Source organism: Paenibacillus hodogayensis, from assembly GCF_039536325.1.
GTDB classification, from domain to species: Bacteria; Bacillota; Bacilli; order Paenibacillales; family NBRC-103111; genus Paenibacillus_AB; species Paenibacillus_AB hodogayensis.
The window spans coordinates 132,792-153,986 of record NZ_BAAAYO010000002.1 but is presented as its reverse complement, the minus strand read 5'-3'; the positions used below and the strand labels follow the sequence as shown (position 1 = coordinate 153,986).

At 50.5% G+C, this 21,195-nt stretch carries 18 protein-coding genes and 1 other annotated feature; of the genes, 13 read left to right on the top strand and 5 right to left on the bottom strand.

All coding sequences use genetic code 11. The features are described 5' to 3' along the window. Positions 1-25: 25 nt before the first annotated feature. Positions 26-760, bottom strand: coding sequence for an HpcH/HpaI aldolase family protein (locus ABD796_RS06335; protein ID WP_344904652.1), 735 nt, complete (start codon positions 758-760; stop codon positions 26-28). An 877-nt stretch (positions 761-1,637) separates the two neighbouring features. Continuing rightward, positions 1,638-2,246: a recombinase family protein gene (locus ABD796_RS06330; RefSeq protein ID WP_344904648.1), complete on the bottom strand. Its 609-nt coding sequence runs from the start codon at positions 2,244-2,246 to the stop codon at positions 1,638-1,640. A 525-nt stretch (positions 2,247-2,771) separates the two neighbouring features. Between ABD796_RS06330 and ABD796_RS06325 the strand changes: the two genes are divergently transcribed. The 3 genes from ABD796_RS06325 (at position 2,772) to ABD796_RS06315 (ending at position 5,785) form a co-directional block, all read left to right on the top strand. Beyond that, positions 2,772-4,493 carry a hypothetical protein gene (locus ABD796_RS06325; RefSeq protein WP_344904645.1) on the top strand — a complete coding sequence of 574 codons (1,722 nt, stop codon included), beginning with the start codon at positions 2,772-2,774 and terminating at the stop codon, positions 4,491-4,493. A 49-nt stretch (positions 4,494-4,542) separates the two neighbouring features. After that, positions 4,543-5,262, top strand: a complete 720-nt coding sequence (locus ABD796_RS06320; RefSeq protein WP_344904642.1) for a hypothetical protein — start codon at positions 4,543-4,545, stop codon at positions 5,260-5,262. A 214-nt stretch (positions 5,263-5,476) separates the two neighbouring features. Further along, the gene (locus tag ABD796_RS06315; protein ID WP_344904639.1) at positions 5,477-5,785 is read left to right on the top strand and encodes a hypothetical protein; all 309 of its coding nucleotides are present in this window, start codon (positions 5,477-5,479) and stop codon (positions 5,783-5,785) included. 519 nt (positions 5,786-6,304) lie between these two features. Here the strand turns inward: ABD796_RS06315 and ABD796_RS06310 are convergent. Continuing rightward, entirely contained in the window at positions 6,305-6,472 is a 168-nt protein-coding gene (locus tag ABD796_RS06310; RefSeq protein ID WP_379116271.1) for a recombinase family protein, read from the bottom strand. Positions 6,473-6,500: 28 nt separating this feature from the next. After that, positions 6,501-6,623, bottom strand: a complete 123-nt coding sequence (locus tag ABD796_RS06305) for a hypothetical protein (protein ID WP_344904636.1) — start codon at positions 6,621-6,623, stop codon at positions 6,501-6,503. 181 nt (positions 6,624-6,804) lie between these two features. Between ABD796_RS06305 and ABD796_RS06300 the strand changes: the two genes are divergently transcribed. Next, positions 6,805-7,713, top strand: a complete 909-nt coding sequence (locus ABD796_RS06300; RefSeq protein ID WP_344904633.1) for a LysR family transcriptional regulator — start codon at positions 6,805-6,807, stop codon at positions 7,711-7,713. Between the two features lie 135 nt (positions 7,714-7,848). On the opposite strand, the gene ileS is transcribed toward ABD796_RS06300, so the two are convergent. Then, a complete protein-coding gene (gene ileS / locus ABD796_RS06295) occupies positions 7,849-10,932 on the bottom strand; it encodes an isoleucine--tRNA ligase (protein ID WP_344904630.1) in 3,084 nt (1,027 codons plus the stop codon). 49 nt (positions 10,933-10,981) lie between these two features. Then, positions 10,982-11,237 (bottom strand) — a binding site (T-box leader). Between the two features lie 400 nt (positions 11,238-11,637). On the opposite strand from ileS, the gene ABD796_RS06290 reads away from it, so the two are divergent. From ABD796_RS06290 to ABD796_RS06250, 9 genes are all read left to right on the top strand, one after another. Beyond that, positions 11,638-12,045: a hypothetical protein gene (locus tag ABD796_RS06290; RefSeq protein WP_344904627.1), complete on the top strand. Its 408-nt coding sequence runs from the start codon at positions 11,638-11,640 to the stop codon at positions 12,043-12,045. Then, positions 11,979-12,494, top strand: a complete 516-nt coding sequence (locus ABD796_RS06285; RefSeq protein ID WP_344904624.1) for an ABC transporter substrate-binding protein — start codon at positions 11,979-11,981, stop codon at positions 12,492-12,494. Before ABD796_RS06290 ends, ABD796_RS06285 begins: the two co-directional genes overlap by 67 nt. Next, the gene (locus tag ABD796_RS06280) at positions 12,491-12,991 is read left to right on the top strand and encodes a hypothetical protein (protein ID WP_344904621.1); all 501 of its coding nucleotides are present in this window, start codon (positions 12,491-12,493) and stop codon (positions 12,989-12,991) included. The genes ABD796_RS06285 and ABD796_RS06280 overlap by 4 nt, the downstream gene beginning before the upstream one ends. A gap of 660 nt (positions 12,992-13,651) precedes the next feature. Then, positions 13,652-14,164, top strand: a complete 513-nt coding sequence (locus tag ABD796_RS06275; protein ID WP_344904618.1) for a GNAT family N-acetyltransferase — start codon at positions 13,652-13,654, stop codon at positions 14,162-14,164. Between the two features lie 118 nt (positions 14,165-14,282). Then, the gene (locus ABD796_RS06270; RefSeq protein WP_344904615.1) at positions 14,283-14,951 is read left to right on the top strand and encodes an AtpZ/AtpI family protein; all 669 of its coding nucleotides are present in this window, start codon (positions 14,283-14,285) and stop codon (positions 14,949-14,951) included. A gap of 181 nt (positions 14,952-15,132) precedes the next feature. Continuing rightward, positions 15,133-15,456, top strand: a complete 324-nt coding sequence (locus ABD796_RS06265; protein WP_344904612.1) for an ArsR/SmtB family transcription factor — start codon at positions 15,133-15,135, stop codon at positions 15,454-15,456. A 93-nt stretch (positions 15,457-15,549) separates the two neighbouring features. Then, positions 15,550-16,551: an NADP-dependent oxidoreductase gene (locus ABD796_RS06260; RefSeq protein WP_344904609.1), complete on the top strand. Its 1,002-nt coding sequence runs from the start codon at positions 15,550-15,552 to the stop codon at positions 16,549-16,551. A gap of 351 nt (positions 16,552-16,902) precedes the next feature. Then, positions 16,903-18,078: an exonuclease SbcCD subunit D gene (locus ABD796_RS06255; protein ID WP_344904605.1), complete on the top strand. Its 1,176-nt coding sequence runs from the start codon at positions 16,903-16,905 to the stop codon at positions 18,076-18,078. After that, entirely contained in the window at positions 18,075-21,167 is a 3,093-nt protein-coding gene (locus ABD796_RS06250) for an AAA family ATPase (protein ID WP_344904600.1), read from the top strand. Before ABD796_RS06255 ends, ABD796_RS06250 begins: the two co-directional genes overlap by 4 nt. Positions 21,168-21,195: the final 28 nt, after the last annotated feature.

Here is a 21,195-nt window from a genome sequence, read left to right as displayed (position 1 = left end):
CTTAATCCCCCTTGAAAATGATTAACTAATTTAGCTCCTTCAAACCGGCCTCGGCGCCCTTCATGATCATGCCGAGCTCGGAGCTCCAGGTAAGCATTCGCATCCCCAACTGTCGGCTTTGCATTAACAGCGTGATATCCGACGTAATAATTCCCGCGATCTTGTTCACGTCTGAAGCATGACGGTAGATCCGTCCGATTGCTTGCTGGAATAGCGGATGCCCGTACTGCATCGGGATGCCCATGTCGGAGCTCAAATCGTTGGGCCCGGCGACCAGGCCGCTCAAGCCCTTCGTTTCCGCGATAGCTTGGATGTTTTGCAGCCCTTCCTTTGTTTCGATTTGTGCCAAAATGATCGTTTCTTGGTTCGCTTTTTCCATATATGCAGTCAAATCCGTACACCAGTAATCGTTATGCGCCCGTTTGGTGGAGATGCCCCGCCGGCCTAACGGTTCGTACGTGGCGTATTCCACGACTTGCCGGATTTCATCGGCATGGGACACCATCGGCACGAGAAGTCCAGCCACGCCCATATCCATATATTTCAGGATATACTCTCGGGAAATACCGGGCAATCGGACGATCATGCGGATTCCGGCTTGTCTGGACACGGCGGCCAAAGCGGCAATTGCCCCATAATCGAAATACCCGTGCTCACAGTCGGCAATAAAATAGTCGAACCCGCATGTTTGAAGCAATACCGGGATGTTGGGGCTGTATAATTCGGAAAGAACGGTGCGTGAAACGTGTGCAACCGCCAATGGCAGAGCCTGCAGGATAGCCAAACGACTCCGCTACTAATTTATTGATCACACTTTCATACAGGTCCCAAGTCGGGGCGTTTTCTGCAATTCGATCTGCACCGAAATGCATAAAATCTCCCCGCCAGCACATATGCCGGCTTCTAATATCGACTTGAATGGATCGTGTGTAAAAGTCATACACAAAGCCGTTTTCCGTCAGCGGTACCACGACCCGCTGATAAAAACGTCCAAGGGAACAGGTGTGGAAATATTTACTATGGTATAATAAGGACTGTGAACTAGTTTATATTAAATTGGAGGTAACGTATGTGGAATAGAAATAAAAGTACAGGCCCTAGAGGGGGGCTCTCCACAGGCCCCGGTGGAGGTATGTCTACAGGCCCCCGCGGAGGAGCATCTACAGGTCCCGGTGGAGGCAGGTCTACAGGTCCCGGTGGGGGAATGTCAACTGGACCAGGAGGAGGTTTATCAACTGGCCCCCGTGGTGGGTTATCAACCGGCCCTGGTGGAGGACTGTCAACGGGTCCCCGTGGGGGGCTCTCTACAGGTCCAGGCGGTGGTCTTTCAACCGGCCCTGGTGGCGGCTTGTCTACGGGTCCTCAACCGTATATGAGTAATGTACCGCCATGGCCTGTATTTGTAAAAGAACTAGAAAAACGTGGGCTTACCCAATATGCTGAAATTATTAGAAAACATCATTTAAGATAAAAAACAGTGGCCGCCATATTTCATATGGCGGCCACGACGCGGGCCGGCTGAATCATATCCCCGGACACTCACTAGCGATTACGTTTAGCGACAAGTGTCCTTTGTAAGCACATCCTAAATTATACCACGTAGAACAAATTCATAGTTTCTAAGTAATTAAATCCATTCAGCGGAGGGAATTCTCGTATTCATTAACCCGCCTATAAAACGTCCTGTGCTTCATATTCAATTTCTTCATCGCAGCTGTAGCAGTTATTGCCCCAGCCTTCCATTCATCGTAGGTCAGAACGAATGCTGTATCAATCTCGACTTTCGGGCGACCAAACTTCACCCCATCCGCTCTGGCCACCTCAATTCCCTCCGCTTGTCTCTGCCGGTTCTTCTTGCGCTCCTGCTCAGCCACGTACGCCAGCATGCTCAAAAACTGATCTTCAAGCAATTTGCCTAAGTCACCCATCGTTTTAAATTTCCTGGAATCAAACAACGTCTCGTTATCCAAGCAAATGATGTCTGCATTTATTTCTCGGGTTATGTATTTCCACTCGCTAATGATGCCGTCATAATCACGGCCCAGCCGATCCAGCGCATCCAGGTACACCAAATCACCTTCACGAATTATCATGCGCATAGCCTGATACCGCGGCCGGTCGAAGTCCTTACCGCTCTGCTTGTCAACGAAAATAAATCGATCCTCGATTCCGAGCTCCCTGAATTTAATAAGCTGTCGTTCCGGATTTTGATCTTTGGCCGAAACCCGGCCATAGGCCAATTTCATAAAAACTCACCCTCATTTCGTGCCAAAATACCATATAAAATCATGGCACATGCCTAAATTAATTTTAGGGTATTTTGACACAAAGAAACAAGCCTTTTTTGAGCGTGCCGAAAAGCATGCTTTCTGACACATAGAAAAGAACAATGAAGAAGAACCCCCTTGTTCTTTCTTCTCTGATCCCTTTACCCGAATGAAAGGACCCGTGACATAAACTCATTGTCGTGAGTAAATGAATTAAAACCAACGGTATCTTAATTGACAACGAAATCCCTCTTCGATCCGGTAGATTCCATTGGGCTTCCCGACTAAACGAGCTAGGGGATCCAGCTCAGTTTTTTAGGAAGGTAAGGAGTAAATCAGTTCAGTCCATTTTTTCGATTAATTCCGACAATTAGATACAGTGGTCGACACCACCAAATATCCTATGTTTGAGTTTTATTTCCTATATATAGAAAAGAATAAATATACTATAATAAACTTAAATGTATACCATACATGCACATTCATGGGTGGGTGATTAATTGGATGATTAGATATACGAAGCATCTATTTATATTAATATTATCAATATTTATAGTTATCTTGATTCTTACTTCATTGCCCCAAAACAATACCATATTATCCAAAGAAGATCGTGAGTTTTATCGATCTGGGCCTGTCAACTTCATTTTGCAATCACAAAACATAGACAAAAGCTACCCATTATTAAGCACAGAGATTGATGCAGTTTATGATATCTACAATTTATATTATCTTAAACAAATAAAGGATAGATTAAATACGCCAATCAAATCTGATGAATTAGAAGATACTTATAATTTTATAGTGAACAATAAAGAAAATATTTTATTTCCAGAAAAAAGAAATGATAATATCAGCACCCTTTATTTCTTTACCAGCATATTTAAGGATTATATTGAAAAAGACATAGAAACAAAAGAGGAAATAATTCATTACATACTAGAGTTAAAACTACCGAATGGATCGTTCTCATATTCAAAAAACAATATTGAAGAAATACTCGCAAATGAAAAAACACAATATTTATCGACGTATATGGCAGTATTTGTTTTAAGGGATCTTGGTTACTTAACTCCCATAAACGAAACTAATGAATGGGTAAAAGTAAAACTTAGCAAATTGGATAAATACAATTACACTACGACCGGACATTTATTTCTTGCCCTTCAAACCGCAAAACTACTTAACGTGGAATTTGATGAACCTAAGATTATTGAGAAATTGGAAAACATGGCTTCCGAGATCGCTCGATTCACCAACAATGATGATGCACTCTTGTTATTGGTGATCGACCCACTAATAGATTTTAAAAATATTTACCCTCAAGCAAACATTAATCTAAATATTTATAAAGAAAAAATTGAGAAGCTTCAACTCGATAATGGTTTTTTCAAAATCGATTCCCAAAGTGAAGAGAACATACTCGCAACTTTTATCGCTCTAAAATATTTCGATACAATCCATTTTTCATTGAAGACAAAAAGGGAAGAACTACTATCGAAAATTGAAAAGTATAAGTTGAGTCCATATTACCTTTATTACCAAAAGAAGCCTGGAACGCTTGAAGCTACTTATTTTTCCAATAAGATCAAAAATTTAGTGAATCCAAATGACAAAACTAATTATGACAGCTTCCTCAGCAAAATAAATGCTAATGAGTTGGGTTCAGCCCAAATGTTTTATTATCTATCTTTAAATCAGGCATCTTTTGACAAAGAAAGAATCAAACAACTAGTTATTTCACATCTAGAAAAAAACATATCGAACAAGTCGTACATGGAAATCCATTACAATATATTATCCCTTAAAATATTAGATCAGCCTTTACCGGACGATAAACTAATAGCCATTTCTAACATGATCACAACCAACTTATCCAATCAAAACTTGTCGTCACCCGAAAGCGCTCCATATTTGGCCTTTTACAGATTATTATTAAGCGAAGCTATAGGACAACCTTACGAATCTTCGCAGCAGGACAAAAATTTTTTAAAAACAATTTTTGAGAACCCCACGAATCTATACGAAAGTAACTACTCAGTTGAATTTTACTTTTTATTTTATGAGTTATTAATTAAATACTTCAAAGACTTAAAAACGACACAACTTGAAAAGTTGATAGAAGAAAGTCGTAATGAATATGGCTTTGTCAGAACAGGAATTGGTGATCCAAGTTCTACAAGCTATGGTTTAACATTTAAGACATTGTATTATTTCGGAAAGTAACTCTAGGCAATAATGCACTATATAATAAATAATCAGAAGGAGAAATCTAATGAAGAAACTCGCTACTGCATTAACGAGTGTTGCTCTACTTCTCACTGTCGGAACTTCTGCGCTGGCTTCCGAAGCCTCGATTTCCCCCAAAGGGAATCTAGTGGTAGAGGAAAGCGTTAATAATGGCGTCAAAGTGTACACAGTATCAGGTGAAGGATCGAAAGCCGACGCTAGTAATCTCCTGAATAACTATCAAGCCCAAAAGCAGCTTAATAGTCAGCGGGATATTAGTCAGAGCGAAATCTCCCCCATGGGAACTGCTTGGACTTGCTATTCGGGACAGACAGTTATTGCATATGGCTCCTCTGTGGATGCAAAAAATACAACCACAGTAAACAACTTTTGTTCCGGAGTTGATCTGTTGACGTTCCCATTTGAAACAAAATACAGATCCGCGGAGAAAGGCTCACAGCAAGCCTTCTGGGGCGGAAGTACACCGTTTCGCGCTGATAAAATCGTATTAAAACAAACAACTAAGTTTACAGGGGTTGCTTTTTCGGTAGCGGCTCCTCCCGGAGGCTCAGCATCGAGCGATACGGCCGTATGGGAATCCGAACCAATGTTGAACGAATATGTAGTGAATGTTGATCGTCCTCGCGTTGAAGCAAAAACTTCAGCATGGACTAGTGGGTGGATTGACGAAACCCAGGTTATAGATGGAAGTGACATTTATATCGGATCGACCATATATAGACCGCAAAGTGTAATTAATTTTTAATTTCCATAAGCCGTTTGTTTTGATCTAACAATATAATATAGTGCATATTGCAGATATAATGGATTGAAATCATATTGTGGTGCATTTCACAATACGAGATCAATTCATTATTCTTTAATTGACGCAACCTTTTCGGTCCCGTAAAACGTCATAGTAGGTGGGAGGGAAGAATATTTTGAAAACTGAAGGTAATTTGAAATGAGGGAGGAATATTTTGAAAACCGAAGGCAATTTGAAGTCGATTCTTTTGATGGGAATATTAATTTGCTTAGCCATAATCGCTTTTAAACCTACACCGGAACTAAGCCTGAATTCACCACCACAAAGTTATATTACAACAGAAGGCGAAACCGTTGTTCAACTTGGAGAAAACAAAATCGCGATTGTAGATACTCGCGCAAATTCAGGGCTTCGGGGGCAGATTATTGTTCTCGAATTTGATGTAGAGAAGAAATCTTTCAATCAAATCGGGAATTTTAACTATTTGAATTCATTTAGTAATCCAACTAACATAACTAAATAAGCAATATGTTTTGGTTCATTTATGCAACGAACAAGTGCATGGTATATGGAATCGCTCTTAAGGCAACTTCGTGCATTAGCGGATCTCGTCTTCCGTCTATGCGGCCTGACGTTTCTTCTCCGCCAGTTCCAGGAACGACAACGGTTCGGGCGGAGCATCTTCTACCGCCAACGGCTCTTTCGCCGTGCGAGCCCGTTTTCGTTTCAGTTAGATCGGACTCGCAAGATTCGAAACTGGAATAAGTCTGGCATGATGCGGTCCGTAGTTTTTGAACAGCTCATCAAATAACGATTTGTATTACACGTGTATTACCCATTGCCATAGTTTTTTTTGTTCGTATGCTTCCCATAGTGTTTGAATTCCTAGCCGGGCCGAATCCGATGTCGTCCGGCTTTCTTTCGTGAACCGTACCCAGACTCGGTGCGGTTTCTCAGGCTGGGTTCGATGTCTTAATTTCTTAGCCCTCTTAATAAAAAGTACCATGTAGACTACTTCTACATGATTCCTCAAAACTCTTGCTTACACTGCTAATTTGTCAACAGGCCCCTGTCCATTCCATCGATCCCCCCTTCCACTTTGCTTTTCGACAAATATAAAACGTTCCTCGATACCTAACTCGCGAAACTTAATGAGTTGCCGTTCCGGATTTTGGTCTTTGGCCGAAACTCGCCCATACTCCAACTTCATTTATCCTGCTCCCTCGTCAAAAAGCAAGCTAAATATTCAAAAAGGCCGTCGAAGCTAAGATGGCAAACATGGAATAGCTCCAGCGTTCCTTGTGAACAATCGAAATCACAGGCTTGCCGCCGCTGGTGAATAAGCTGTGTGCGTCGTTCATAACGACCTCCTTTCCATGCCATCATACTACCCGCCGTACAAATGGAAAAACGCCAATATGACATAGCGGGTATGCACAAAAAGTATTCCTATTCGAACAAATTGCAGGGAACCCGTAGTGTTCTCACGGACAATAGTACTATAATAAAGGTATTCATTATGCGAATAATCGAGGTCGAGCCATGAATAACTGGAACAACATCAATTTGGAGTTGCTGAAAACGTTCCAAACCATTGCCGAGCAGGGAAGCATCTCGAAAGCTTCTGAAAGCCTTTTCACGACGCAGCCCGCTGTTAGCCGCTCGATTCGCCGTTTGGAGCTGCAGATCGGCTGTCCGTTATTTGTTCGTACCGCTCGCGGGGTTGCTTTGACGAAGGAGGGGGAAATTTTACTTAAATATGCGAAGCAAATATTCCTTGCCCTGTCGACGGCGGAGAAGGAAATCAAGAGCGTCCAACAGCTGCTCGACGGCGAGATCCGCATCGGCATCAGCGCAGCCCTATGCAAGCATTACTTGATGCCTTACATGAACCAATTCAATACTTATTATCCCGGTATCGTGATCCGCGTTACGAATCCGACCACGCCCGAAATCATTGACCTGATGAAAAAAGAGCAAATCGACATCGGCATCGTCAATTTGCCGGGTCCGGACAATGACTTAATGACACTGGAGCTTCTCGAGCTGGAAGATTGCTTCGTCGCAGGAGAGAAATACAGGGAGCTGGCCAAACGGACGCATGTTCCGCTGGCCCAATTAAACGATTACCCGCTGCTTATGCTGGAGAAAAAAAGTAACACCCGGAGGCATGTCGACTGCTTCTTCAAAGAGCTTGGCATCGAGCTGGAGCCTGAGGTCGAGCTGGGCAATCTGGACCTAATGACGCAGTTTGCCATCGAAGGGCGAGGCATCGCTTGTCTGATCAAAAACTTTGTTCGGGACGAACTGGAAAGCGAGAAGCTGTATGAGATCAAGATCGAGGAGAGCATGCCCCGGCGGATGATCAGCGCCTCTTATTTGAAGTACGCTCCGCTCTCGCCGGCGTCATCGAAGTTTCTGGAACTGCTTATGCGTACGGACATCGTATAATGGCTTTTGAATTTGGAGCTGCTTGCGGTAGCAACAGCAGCAGCAAAAAAACCTTCGTTTCCGCGGTATGACCGTGGATTCGAAGGTTTTTTTGTTGTATGGAATCTATTGTGCGATCTCCGAGTTCTATTGGAATTAGTCGATCAGCAATCCCAAGTTTTTATCCCCGATTGCAACCAGTTCCATGTCGGATTGCTGCGGCGCAAAACGGACTCTTTCCAGCAGCACGCTGTCTTCGAGTACGTTGCGGAACCGTTCGATCGCCGTTTGCAGCGTATCGTCGGCCGCAAGCGTCAGACGGACCCGCTTCTCGACCGGCAGATCCAGCTTCTTGCGGTAATCCTGGATCGCGCGGACGACTTCGCGAACGAGCCCTTCCTGCTCCAGCTCCTCGGTAATCGTCGTATTCAGCGCTACCGTGATCCGGTTGCCGGATGCCGACGCGAATCCCGTTTTGGCTTGCTTCTCCACAAGCAGCTCGTCGATCGTAATATGCAGCGCTTCGCCGTCGATCGTCGTGTCGAGGAAGCCCTGCTCGACCGCTTGCTTCGTTTCGGAGGCCGGCAGCTGTTTCAAGTAAGCTTGCAGAGGCCCGACAAACTTGCCGTACTTTTTGCCGGCGACCTTCAGGTTCAGCTTGAACGTAAATTCCACGAACCCGCCGTCGCTTTGCTCGGCGCGGAGCTGCTTGACGTTGACCTCGTCCTTGATGATCGACTCGAAGCGATCCAGACGGAAATCCGCATCGAGCGATACGATCAGCTCGGACAGCGGCTGCCGCGTCTTGATGGCCGTATCGTTGCGGATCGTCCGGGCAAGCTCGACGATTTGCCGCGCTGTTTCCATATCCCGCTCCAACTGCTCGTCGATTTTCGACTCGTCGGCTTTCGGGTAGAAGGCGAGATGCACGCTTCCTTCTCCGCACATGTTGCCGTACAGGTCCTCGGCGATCAGCGGCGCATACGGGGCGATCGCCCGGGACAACGTCAACAGTACCTCTTGCAGCGTCTGGTAGGCGGATACTTTGTCGGTGGTCAGCTCGCCTCCCCAGAACCGGTCGCGCGAACGGCGGATATACCAGTTGCTCATTTCTTCGACGAACGCTTCGATCTGCTTGGCCGGGTTGAGGAAGTCGTATTGCTCCAGTCCTTTCTCGACCTGCTTCAGCGTGCTGTGCAGGCGGGAGAGAATCCACCGGTCCAGCTCGTTGTCCGATACCCGCGAAGCGTGCTCCTCCGGCTTGTATTGATCGATGACGGCGTACAGCGCATAGAACGCATGCGCATTATGGATCGTATCGATCACCTTGGACTTCGCCTCGGCGACGATTTGCTTGGAGAAACGCTTGCTGTTCCACGGCGCACTGTCCGAGAGTAGCGACCAGCGGAAGGCGTCCGTACCGAACTGCTCGATGATGTCCCAAGGGTCGATGACGTTGCCTTTGCTTTTGGACATTTTCTGGCCGTGTTCGTCCAGGACGTGGCCGGTGGACAGCACCGCCTTGTACGGCGCTTTCCCGTTATACAGCGTGGAGACGGCCAGCAGGCTGTAAAACCAGCCGCGCGTTTGGTCGATCCCTTCGCAGATCACGTCGGCCGGATACTGCTCCCGGAACGTTTGCTCGTCGCCGAGCGGATGATGGTATTGGGCGAACGGCATCGAGCCGCTGTCGAACCAGACGTCGATCACTTCCGAGGTCCGTTCCATCGTACCGCCGCACGAGCAGCGCACCTTGACCTGATCTACATAAGGTTTGTGCAGCTCCAGATTCGGGTCGATCTCGCCGATTGCCCGGTCGAGCAGCTCTTGACGGCTGCCGGGAGCGAATTCCTCTCCGCAGTCGCCGCATGCCCATACGTTAAGCGGCGTTCCCCAATACCGGTTGCGGCTGATGTTCCAGTCGACGAGCTCCTCCAGAAACTTGCCGAACCGGCCGTCGCGCAGGTGCGAAGGGTACCATTCGATCTTGCTGTTGTTGTCGATCAGCTGCTGCTTGACCGCCGTCGTGCGGATAAACCAGCTTTCCATCGCGTAATACAGAAGCGGCGATTTGCAGCGCCAGCAGAACGGATAGCTGTGCTCGTAGCGCTCCTTGGCGAACAGCAGGTCGCGCTCGGACAAGCTGCGCACGATATCGACGTCGCAATCTTTGACGAACCGTCCGGCGAAATCTGTGACTTGGTCGCTGTATTTGCCGGCCAGATCGACCACATTGACGAAATCGATATTGTGCTGGCGGGTCGTCCGGTAGTCGTCCTCCCCGTGGGCCGGCGCGATATGCACGATGCCGGTACCGCTCGTATCGCTGACGTAGTCGGCGTCGACCACCACAAACCCTTTATCGACCGTCACGTAGCCGAACGGCGGTTTGTAAGATTGGCCAACGAACTCGGCGCCCTTGTGGACGGAGACGGTCTCGTAGCCTTCCTTGAGCACTTTATCGGCCAAATTCCGGGCGACGATGTACACTTCGCCGTCCTGCTTCGCTTTGATGTAGTCGATATCCTTGTTGACCGCCAGGGCGACGTTGGCGGGAAGCGTCCACGGCGTCGTTGTCCAGGCGAGGAACGATTCGCTGCCGTCGGCGCTGCGGAATTTGACGGTGGCGCTCAAGTCCTTCACGTCTTCGTAGCCCTGCGCGACCTCGTGCGAGCTGAGCGTCGTCTGGCAGCACGGACAGTACGGACTGACGCGATGGCCTTTGTAGAGCAGCCCTTTTTTATGAATTTCGGACAAAATGTGCCAGACGCTTTCGATATACTCGTCCTTCAGCGTGATGTACGGATCGTCCATGTCCGTCCAGTAGGCGATCCCTTCGGTCAGCTCGCGCCATTGGCGCTCGTATTCGAATACGCTCGCTTTGCACGCCTCCACGAATTCGGCGACGCCGTATTTCTCGATCTCCTGCTTGCCGGAGATGCCGAGCTGCTTCTCCACGCCGAGCTCGACCGGCAGCCCGTGCGTATCCCAGCCGGCTTTGCGCACGACCCGGTAGCCGGACATCGTTTTGTAGCGGCAGATAAAGTCCTTGATAACCCGCCCCAGCACGTGGCCGATATGCGGCTTGCCGTTCGCGGTAGGGGGCCCTTCGTAGAACACGAAGTTCGGCTGGCCCTCGCGGTTCGCGATCGACCGGCGGAACGTATCGTCTTTCTTCCACTGCTCGAGCACGCGCAGCTCGCGGGCTCTCGGTTTTTCTTTGACATCCACTTTTCTCATGATCGGTTCTCATCCTTTCTTGGTAAAAAAAACAAAAAAATCCCGTCCCGTAAGGGACGAGATTGCTCTCGCGCTACCACCCTCGTTCCGCGGTGCCCGGTCTGAACCGGAACGCTGCGGCGCCTCTGCCACGTACTATCATACGCGTCCCGTATAACGGCGGGAATCCGGGTCGGCTTACTTGCGGCTTCGGCCTACCTTCTCGGAGATGATTTCCGTCTGCTTACCGAACGCCGCCTTTCAGCACGGGGGCGGCTCTCTGGGGATCGGACCTGCAGCGTACTCGTTCTCGTCAACGAATATCAGTCAAGGTTAATTTAAGTCCATTTATACACCATACGATGACAAAAGTCAATGGAGCGCCAGTCCGCACTCGGGGCAACCGCATGAGTGAAAAAATGGATAGAGTGCAAAAAGCGGCGATCGCTGCCGGTTCGGGGGTGAGCATGCTCCGGCGATAGTCTGAACGGCGCTCCGAAGTCTGTCTTGCAAAAACGGTATAAGGGTGAAAAACCAGCGATTTACGACCCATCGGTCCGAGTGGTATGGTTACTAGCGAACCGGCCGGTTCGTTCGACTGTCGGGTAGCGGCAATTCAAGCAGGGGGAACTGCACGATACGATCTTATTAAAGCGTTTACAAATGACTGTTGCTGCTGCGTTTTAAACATCCGCATTTCAAATTTGGCGAATAGGTGGATTACCGATGCTGAGAAAAGCAGTATGGTGCGCGTTGCTGGCCGTTCCGGCGCTCGCGCTGTTGTCCGGATGCGGCAAATCAAGCGGGGATAGCGAAAAAGAAGCGATAGGGGTCCCGGCTCCAGCCGTCAAAGATTGGACCCAGGAAGAGTTTGAAGTTACCTTTTTTGCGAACAACGGCCAGAAGCAAGAAGAGATTGATTTCTGGTTCGGGGACCCGCTGCGCAAAAAAATTCCGAAAATCAAATTCACATGGCTGCCCACAAGTCCGGGGAACACGATGCCGGAAATGCTTTCGGCCGGGCAAAAATTCGACGTGTTTTTTACGACCCGCGGCCGTACGAGCAGTTGGCCTACGGCTACAACATTCAGTATGACATCACCGATCTGGTCAAGCAGCACAACGTCGATCTGAACCGGATCGAGCCCGTTCTTCTGGACGAGGTGAAGCGGACGTCCGGGGGCAAGCTGTATATGCTTCCGGTGCAAAACAACATCCAGGTTTTGTTCTACAACAAAGATATATTCGACCGGTTCGGGGTCGGCTATCCGCGCGATGGCATGACTTGGGATGAAATGCTCGACTTGTCCAAGAAGCTGACCCGCAAAGACAGCGGCAAGCTGTACTTCGGCTTCTCCAGCCAGGGGGCGGTCCAGGCGATCAAGATGAATCCGATGTCGCTGGTCAAGGTCGATCCGGCTTCGGGCAAATTGCAAATAAATCGCGATACCCGCTGGATAAGATATTCGAGACGTATTTTGTGCAACCCTACCGCAATTCGGACGTTTTCGACGAATACTTCGCCCAGAACGGGTCCCCGCCCTCGCTTACGCAATTTTACAAGGATCAGAATACGGCGATGATGACCTACATCGCTTCGCTGCTCGGCCAAGGATATGCGGATCAATATTTGAGCGGTATAAACTGGGATATTGTCTCGATGCCGACGCTCGTCGGCTATCCGAATACCCGCACTCAAGCCGATCCGATCTACATCGGCATGACAAACATGGCCCGCAACAAAGAAGCGACCATGGAAGTGCTGCAATACTTGATTTCCGACGAATACCAAACGACGATGGCCCGGCAAGCGAATATGACGGTGCTGAAGGATCGGAATATTCAGACGCAGACCGGTGCGGATATGAAACGAGGCTCTGCCGGCAAAAACTATGCAGCCCTGTACAAAAATCAGATGGCCCCGATGGCGCCGATCCATCCTCGGGTCGATTCCCTGGCTGTCAACGAACTGGTGAAATATGCGAACCGTTTGGCAAAGGGCGAACTGGATGTGAATACGCTGCTCCGGGAGGCTGACGACGATATCCAGAAAAAGACTGATGCCGAATTAGCGAAGTAACGGGGACAAGTCCAATCGACCCCGAGTGGCGCCACTACAAAGTCAGACCTTAAACCGTTTACGTGAAAAGGCCTGATCCCTTGCTCAGCAAGAGGTCAGGCTTTTGAGAATACAAACAATTAGCTTTGGAATTGTACTGGGCCCTTGAGCATAACGGGTTTAGCGTTTTTTTTTCCTACTTATGTAGCTGCTCGTATTTCCTGCTATATGGTAAAATATAGTATAACGGGCAGCCAGAAAGCGGTGGGACAGATGAATAAGCGGCAACGATTAAAATGGGATGGTATTAGTTGTGAGTACATCTATTCTTAAGGCTGATAAGGTATTGATGATAAAAGAAAATAAACCTTCTGTACGAGATAAATGGAACTTTCCTGGGGGACGAATCAGAAGCCGGGGAAGATAAGCAACATAAACACCCAGGTCATTATGTTCCATTTTATTGGTGAAATAGTTGAAGGCGCTCTTGAAATACAGGCAAACGAAATCATTGATCAAGATATCGGACCTGTTACTTCCTAATCTATACGATTTACGCGATGCAAGTGTAATTAAACAAATTGCGGAGAACCTCCTAAATGAAAAGAAACATTCATTAACTTTATTTACGCAATGGAACTGTGAAAATTCAGAGAAATAAAAGCTTCAGGAGGTCGTATAATGATTAGCCCACGGCGGATAAACATCGAAGATGATAAACATCTTGTACTTGAGTTTCATTGCCAAACCAATTACGCGAGTGATACGCCATGGGCAAGAAAAACCTCTTATGATCATTACCGCGAGAAATGGTTTTCAACCTCTCAACCTAATGAATTTTATTCTTATTTTGTAGAAACGTTACAAGACCAAAGATCAATTGCAGAGATATGGATCGATGAAGAAACGAATAAAGTAGTCGGATACTTATGGGTAACTTTTAACGACATAGTGGACTACGGATTGTCCGTAGCAGAAATAAACGATCTTTTGATTACTCCAGAATTTCAAGGCCGGGGCCTCGGCCTCCAGATGTTAAAGTATATTGAGAAAAAAGCAATCGAAAAAGGAGCTAATCTACTACGATCTCAAACGGGTATAGAAAATACTTCATCCCAAAAACTTCATGAGAAGTTTGGTTTCCATACATATAGAGTTCTTTTTGAGAAAAAGCTGGATTCAATAAAAGGTTAATAAACACCGTGTAAATGCACTTCCAGTTGCTGGTGCAAATTAGCTTTTTTATGGAGATTCGTGGGATATTCATTGTACTCTCCCCAACTAACATCATGAGAGGGAGCGAGTGACAGACATGTATATGATCTCGGCCGTCTTGTATTTTTTGATGCATCACCCGATCTGGTCATTTTTGATAATCTTATTGTTCAGCTTTGCCTTGGGAATCCTCTTATCGATATGGCGTAATCATGGAAAATGGTTTTTTATTTTTCCGATTTTAGGTTTTCTGGCGGCAATGTTCAACATCTTCTTCACGCATTATCTAAATTCATTATTTCTTAACGCCGTTGGAACGGAAAGTACTGCAATCATTGTTTATGCAGAGGAAACAAACTCCCTGTACAATGATCAAAATGTTTGGGAGTACGAGGCAGTCCTTAAAACCGCCGAGGGGCTGGATGTGGCGACGAATTTCAGTACCACGTCCGCCAGCATCTATCCGCTGCGCAATGCGATTCTTATTCCGCCCAAGGGCGAAGTTTTCGTTGCCAAATATGTTCCAGGTTTCGAACGAAATATCCTCATCATGAGCGACAAGTCCAATTATGGATTAAAGTGGGTAATCAACAAAGACCTCAAACCGGTTATAAAAGCCGAAGGCCAGCTTGCAGCAAGTCCCGCCAATCCGAAATTCATTTCGGAATACCGCCTGGCCCTTCAGGCGTTCATCGAAAAGCACCGCGATGGGCCCGATCCGGCTCTAATACGTCAGTATGAGCAAAAGCTCAAAGCGCTGGAGTAACCATTTCAACAAGGCTTTGAAGTGTTTGGAGCCATACAAAACGCCGGCCGGCACACTCATTATTATTTAAAAAAAGATATCCAATAAAAGCTGAATAACCCAACCCCGCACTTGATTTTATAAATCAGGTGGTTATAATTAGTTTAAGAGATTAAACTAATGAACGGAATGAGGGGAATGGATGAGCAAGCAAACCGAGCATGTTCTGCAACAATTTAAAGAGTGTATTCCTCTGCTGGAAGTGTTGACCGATGAAAACCGTCAAGCCATCATTATGCTGCTGGCGCAGCACAAGTCGGGACTGAATGTGAATACGATAGCTAGCTATATCAATTTGTCCAGACCGGCCGTTTCCCATCATTTGAAGGTGCTGAAACAGTCCGGTTTTATTAAATCCGAAAAAAAAAGCGTAGAAAATTATTATGTATTGACTGTCCGCAAACCGCTTGAACAACTCAAATCATTAATTGCCGCCGTCGAAGTCGAGTGCAGCAGGCCTCAGTGACTAACAAAAAAAGGCAAGGGAATACTGAGGTGAAACTAATTTTAATTAATTGGTTCATCCGTTTAAACTAATAATCATATGGAGTGATTGTACATGAAGGCCATGAGCATTCAGAAATACGGAAAACATGTCCCCTTAACGATGATAGATCGGCCAATGCCTAATATCGGAGAACATGATGTACTGGTGGAAATTCATGCAGCCAGCTTAAATCCTATCGATTTTAAAATTAAGGAAGGAAAAGTGAAATTGCTTTTGAGTTACAAGTTTCCGTTGATCTTGGGAAATGATTTCTCCGGAGTTGTCGTGAAGGTTGGCGAACAAGTGAATGCCTATAAACCCGGAGATGAAGTTTACGGGAGGCCCCGAAAAAACCGGATCGGCACATTAGCCGAATATATTTCAGTTCATGAGGAAGATATTGCGCTGAAGCCGCAAAATCTAAGCTTTGAAGAAGCGGCGTCCATACCGCTGGTCGGGCTGACGACTTACCAAGCGTTCACCGAAATTTTGAATCTTCAAAAAGGTCAAAAAATTTTGATTCATGCAGGTGCCGGAGGCGTGGGTACATTCGCCATCCAACTGGCCAAGTTAATGGGAGCTTTTGTCGCTACAACAGCAAGCGATAAAGGTTATGAATTGGTCAAATCGCTGGGAGCCGATCTAATCATTAATTATAAAAAAGAGAATTTTGAACAACTGTTATCCGGATATGACGCTGTTTTTGATACTTTGGGAGGAGCAGCCTTGGAAAAATCATTCCGGATATTGAAACCAAACGGAAAAATCGTATCGATTTCCGGTATGCCAAACGCAAAATTTGCAAAAGAGCAGCAATTGGGTTGGATGAAAACGGCCATTTTGTCCGTCGTGAGCCGTAAGATCACGGCTCTTGAGAAAAAAAGCCAAACGGAATATCATTACCTTTTTATGAAACCGAGCGGAACGCAATTGAAAATTTTAAAGGAATTTATTGAAGGGGGGCGCATTAAGCCCGTTATTGATAAGGTTTATGATTTGAAAGATGCCGGTCAAGCGCTCCAATACTTAGAAGGCGGAGGTGCCAAAGGAAAGGTCGTCATTAAAATAAAGTAATCCAAGAATCCAAGAAGAAACATCATGTAGAAGCGGCATAAGGAACGGTCGTCTGAGCGGTTTAACGAATAAGCTTAATCACGTAAAGCTTCGGCATGATGGTGCCGAGGCTTTTTATTATGCAGTCAAGGAGCCAACTGGCCTAATATCCACAGTTGACATCCATCGTTGAGTAACCGTTTTCGTGCGAGTTCCTTTTACCATGAATTTGGATGATAAACAAAAATTGGATATTCTTCGAATTGCCGGCGGAGACAGGAATTCGGCGCTTGGAAATCGAATGGTTACGGGAAGGACCGGCGCTTTTCTGAACGTCATCGGTCGAAGCAAGGAAAGGAAGAAGGGCAAACGATGAAATTTATACATACCGCCGACTGGCACTTGGGCAAGCTGGTGCAGGGCGTTTATATGACGGAAGACCAGAGGCATGTGCTGGGGCAGCTGGTGGAAACGGTGGAGCGGGAACGCCCGGATGCGGTTGTCATAGCAGGCGACTTGTATGACCGGGCGATCCCCCCTACCGATGCGGTGGATTTGCTGGACGAGTTGCTGGAGCGGATCGTGGTCGATCTGAATACGCCGGTGCTGGCGATATCCGGCAACCATGACAGTCCAGACCGGTTGGACTTCGCCACCCGCATTATGGAAGGAAGAGGGCTGCATCTGGCCGGTCAGCTCAAGGCGGAGCATAAGCCTGTCGTGCTGCGCGACGAGCACGGCGAGGTGCATGTTCACCTGGTGCCCTACGCCGACCCCGCCCAGGTGCGATACATATTGAAGGACGAAGCGATCCGTACCCACGACGAGGCGATGCAGGCGATCGTAGCCCGTATCGAAGCGTCGATGGACCCGGCTGCCAGACATATTCTCGTCGGACATGCGTTCGTGACGCCGGGCGGCGAGCCGCAAAGCAATACGAGCGATTCGGAGCGTCCGCTGTCGATCGGCGGGGCGGAGCATGTGCGAGCGGAGCATTTCGGCAAGTTCCATTACGTGGCGCTCGGCCATCTGCATCAAGCGCATTACGTGCTCGGAGAGCATATCCGCTATGCCGGCTCTCCCCTGAAATATTCGATTTCCGAAGAAACCCACCGCAAATGCTTCTACATCGTGGAGCTTGATGGACAAGGCATCGTCTCGCTGGAGAGGAAAGAACTGCTGCCACTGCGGGATATGCGGCGGGTTGTCGGCACGATCGAAGAGATTGAAGGGCATGACATATGCGGCGATTATGCGTTCGTTACGTTGACGAACGACGATCCGGTTCTGTTTCCGATGGAGAAGGTCAGGGCGATCTATCCGAACGCGCTGTTCGTGGAACGCCGATCTGCCTCTATGGCGGCCATTCTCGCGGCAGGCGAAGCCGCAGCCGGAGCAGCCGGGAAAGGCCGGAGGGAAGCCGATCCGCTCGAGCTGTTCGCGGCTTTCTACGAGGAAGTGAAGGGCGCCGCCCTGGACGAGGACAAGAAGCGGCTGTTTGCCGATACATACGAACAACTGCTCCGCGAAGAGGGGGGCATCCTATGAAGCCGTTACGACTGACCATGCATGCGTTCGGCCCTTACCGGGATTCGGAGACGATCGATTTCACGAAGCTGGGTGACCGGCGGCTGTTCGTCATCTCCGGCAATACCGGCGCAGGCAAAACGACGATATTCGATGCCATCTGCTTCGCGCTGTACGGCTACGCCAGCGGAGAGGACCGCGCCGAGCCGCGCTTGCTGCGCAGCCACTTTGCCGACGACGACACGCACACGGCGGTCGATTTCGCTTTTGCGGCTGGCGCTCGCTCGTTTCGGGTGTTCCGGCAAATGCCGCACCGCAAAAGCGGGAACAAAAGCGAAACCGGCGGAAAGGCGGAGCTGTACGAAACGACGTCGGGGACGGAGGTCCCTTGCGTGGACCGTTTTACGGTTGGGGACGTGAACGACCGCTTGGAATCGATTCTCGGCTTGACGCGGGAGCAGTTCAGCCAGATCGTCATGCTGCCGCAGGGCGAGTTTCGCAAGCTGCTGACGTCGGATACGGAGAACAAGGAGGACATTCTTCGCCGTATTTTCCGCACGGGTCTGTACCGGAAGCTGGAGGAAAAGTTCCAGCTCCAGCACCGTGAGCTGAAGGATCGGCACCGGGAGGCGACCGCCCAGGCGGAACTATATATGAAGCAGGTGCCAGAGACGCTGCCGCTGCGCGAAGGCAGCCCGCTCGAAGCGACACTGCGCCAAACGGCGTACAACGCGGCCCAGGTGCTGGAAGGGCTGGAGCGGGAGAGCACCTATTACCGCGAGCTGACCCGCTCGGGCGAAGAGCGCAAGGCCGAGCTCGCCGCGGAGCTGGAGCGGCGGGAGACGGAGCTGCGCGCCGCGCTGCTGCTGAACGGCCGATTCGCGGAGCTGGCGCAGAAGCGGGCCAAGCTGGCCGAGCTGGCCGGCCAGGCGGGCAGCGTCGCCGAGCAGGAGCAGCGGCTCGCGCTCGGCGAGCGGGCGGCACGGCTCGAGCCGTACGCCGAGCAGGCGGCGAAGGCGGCTCGCGACGCCGAGGCGAAGCGGCGGCAGCTTGACGCCAAGCGGCGCGAGGCGGAGGAGGCCGCGCGGGCGCTTGCGGAAGCGGAGGCGCTGCACGGCCGCGAGGCGGCGCGGGAGCCGGAGCGCAAAGCCGCCGAGCGCGAGCTGCAGCGGCTCGCGGAGCTGGAGCCGGCGGTGCGGCGGCTCGATGCGCTGCGGCGCGAGGCCGAGCGGCTGCGGCGCGAGGAGCAGGCCGGCGCCGCGAGGCTGGCGGAGGCGGAGGCGGCGCTGGCTGCGGCGCGGGAAGCGAAGCGGGCCGCCGCGGAGCGGCTCGCCGAGGCGGAGGCGCAGACGGCGGCGCTGCCGGAGAAGCTGGAGGCGCTGGCGCGGCTGCGCGACAAGGCGAAGCTGCTCAAGGCGCTGCAGGAAGCGGAGGCGCGGATGGGCGACGCTGCGCGCGCGGAGGCCGAGCTGGATAAGCAGCTGCTGGCCGCCCGCGCCGAGCACGATAGGCTAGAGACGTTATGGATCGAAGGGCAGGCCGGCTTGCTGGCCGCTCACCTGCATGACGGCAAGCCGTGCCCGGTGTGCGGCAGCACGGAGCATCCGGACAAAGCGGCGGCGGGCGAGGCGGTGCCGAATCGCGAAACGCTGCAGCAGGCCAAGGAGGCGCTTCGCTACGTGGAACGGGAGCTCGGCGCGGCCAAGGCGCAGGCGGCGGCCGCCCGCTCCGGATGGGATGCGGGCGCGGCGGAGATGGAGGCGCATGGCATACGGGCGGCCGGTTTGGCGGAGCAGTACGGCCAGGTGGAGACGGAAGGCAAGCGTCAGCGCGCCGAGACGGACGAGCTGAAGAAGCGGGCCGCTTCGCTAGCGCAGCTTCGGGAGGAGGCTTCCGCGCTCGACCGCCGGCTGGAGGAGCTGCTGACGCAGAAGGACGGGCTAACGGCTCGCCAGCAGCAGACGGCGGTGGAGAGCGGCTCGGCCCAAACGGCGTTGGCCAAGGAGCTGGAGCGGATTCCGGAAGAGCTGCGAACGCCAGACCTGCTCGACAAGCGGCTGCGGTCGCAGAACGCGCTGGCCGTCAAGCTGGAGGAAGCGTGGAAGGAGGCGCAGCGGCTGCGGCAGTTGGCCGAGACGCGGCTGGCGGCGGAGAAGGCCAACGCGCACCAGGCGGCGGCGCAGGCCGAAGAGGCGGAGGCAAACGTGCGGGAAGCCGGCGACCGGTTCCGCAGCGAACTGGACAAGAGCGGCTTTGCCGATCCCGGCGCATACATAGCGGCAAGGCTGGCCGAGTCCGACCGGCTTGCTTTGCGCAAGCAGATCGAGGCTTACCGTCAAAACGTTGCCGCGCTCGAACAGCAGGTCGCGGAGCTGGAAGGCGAGCTGGCCGAACGGGAGCCGGCCGATACGGAGCGGCTTCAGGAGGCGCTTGCCGTCCTGAAGCGGGAGCTGGAGCGGACGGCGGCCGAGCTGCAGACGGCCGAACGGTTCCGGCAGGAGAGCGAACGGCTGGGGACAGCTATCGCAGCCGCCCGGGAGAACGTCCGCAAGCTGGAGGAGCGGCTCACCATCGTGATGGATCTGTATCAGATGCTCAAGGGCGACAACCCGCTTAAAATCTCGTTCGAGCGGTACATTCTGATCGAATATTTGGAGCAAATTTTGCATGCGGCCAATGCGCGGCTGACCGCGCTGACGGACGGACAGTTTATGTTGCAGCGCAGCGACAGGCTGGAGATCCGGGGCAAGCAGAGCGGGCTCGGATTGGACGTGTACGACGCCTATACCGGACAAAACCGCGACGTCAAGACGTTATCCGGCGGGGAGAAGTTCAATGCTTCGCTCTGTTTGGCGCTTGGCATGACCGACGTCATTCAAGCCCACCAGGGCGGCGTTGCGATCGAAATGATGTTTATCGACGAAGGCTTCGGCTCGCTCGACGAGGAATCGCTCGGCAAGGCGATCGCCGCGCTGGTCGATTTGCAGCGGGCCGGCCGGATGATCGGGGTCATTTCCCACGTGCAGGAGTTGAAAGACGCCTTCCCGGCCGTGCTGGAAGTGCGCAAGACGAAGGAAGGCTACAGCCGGACTGCGATCTTATTAAAGTAGACGTCCGGCGTCAACGCGAACAACCCCC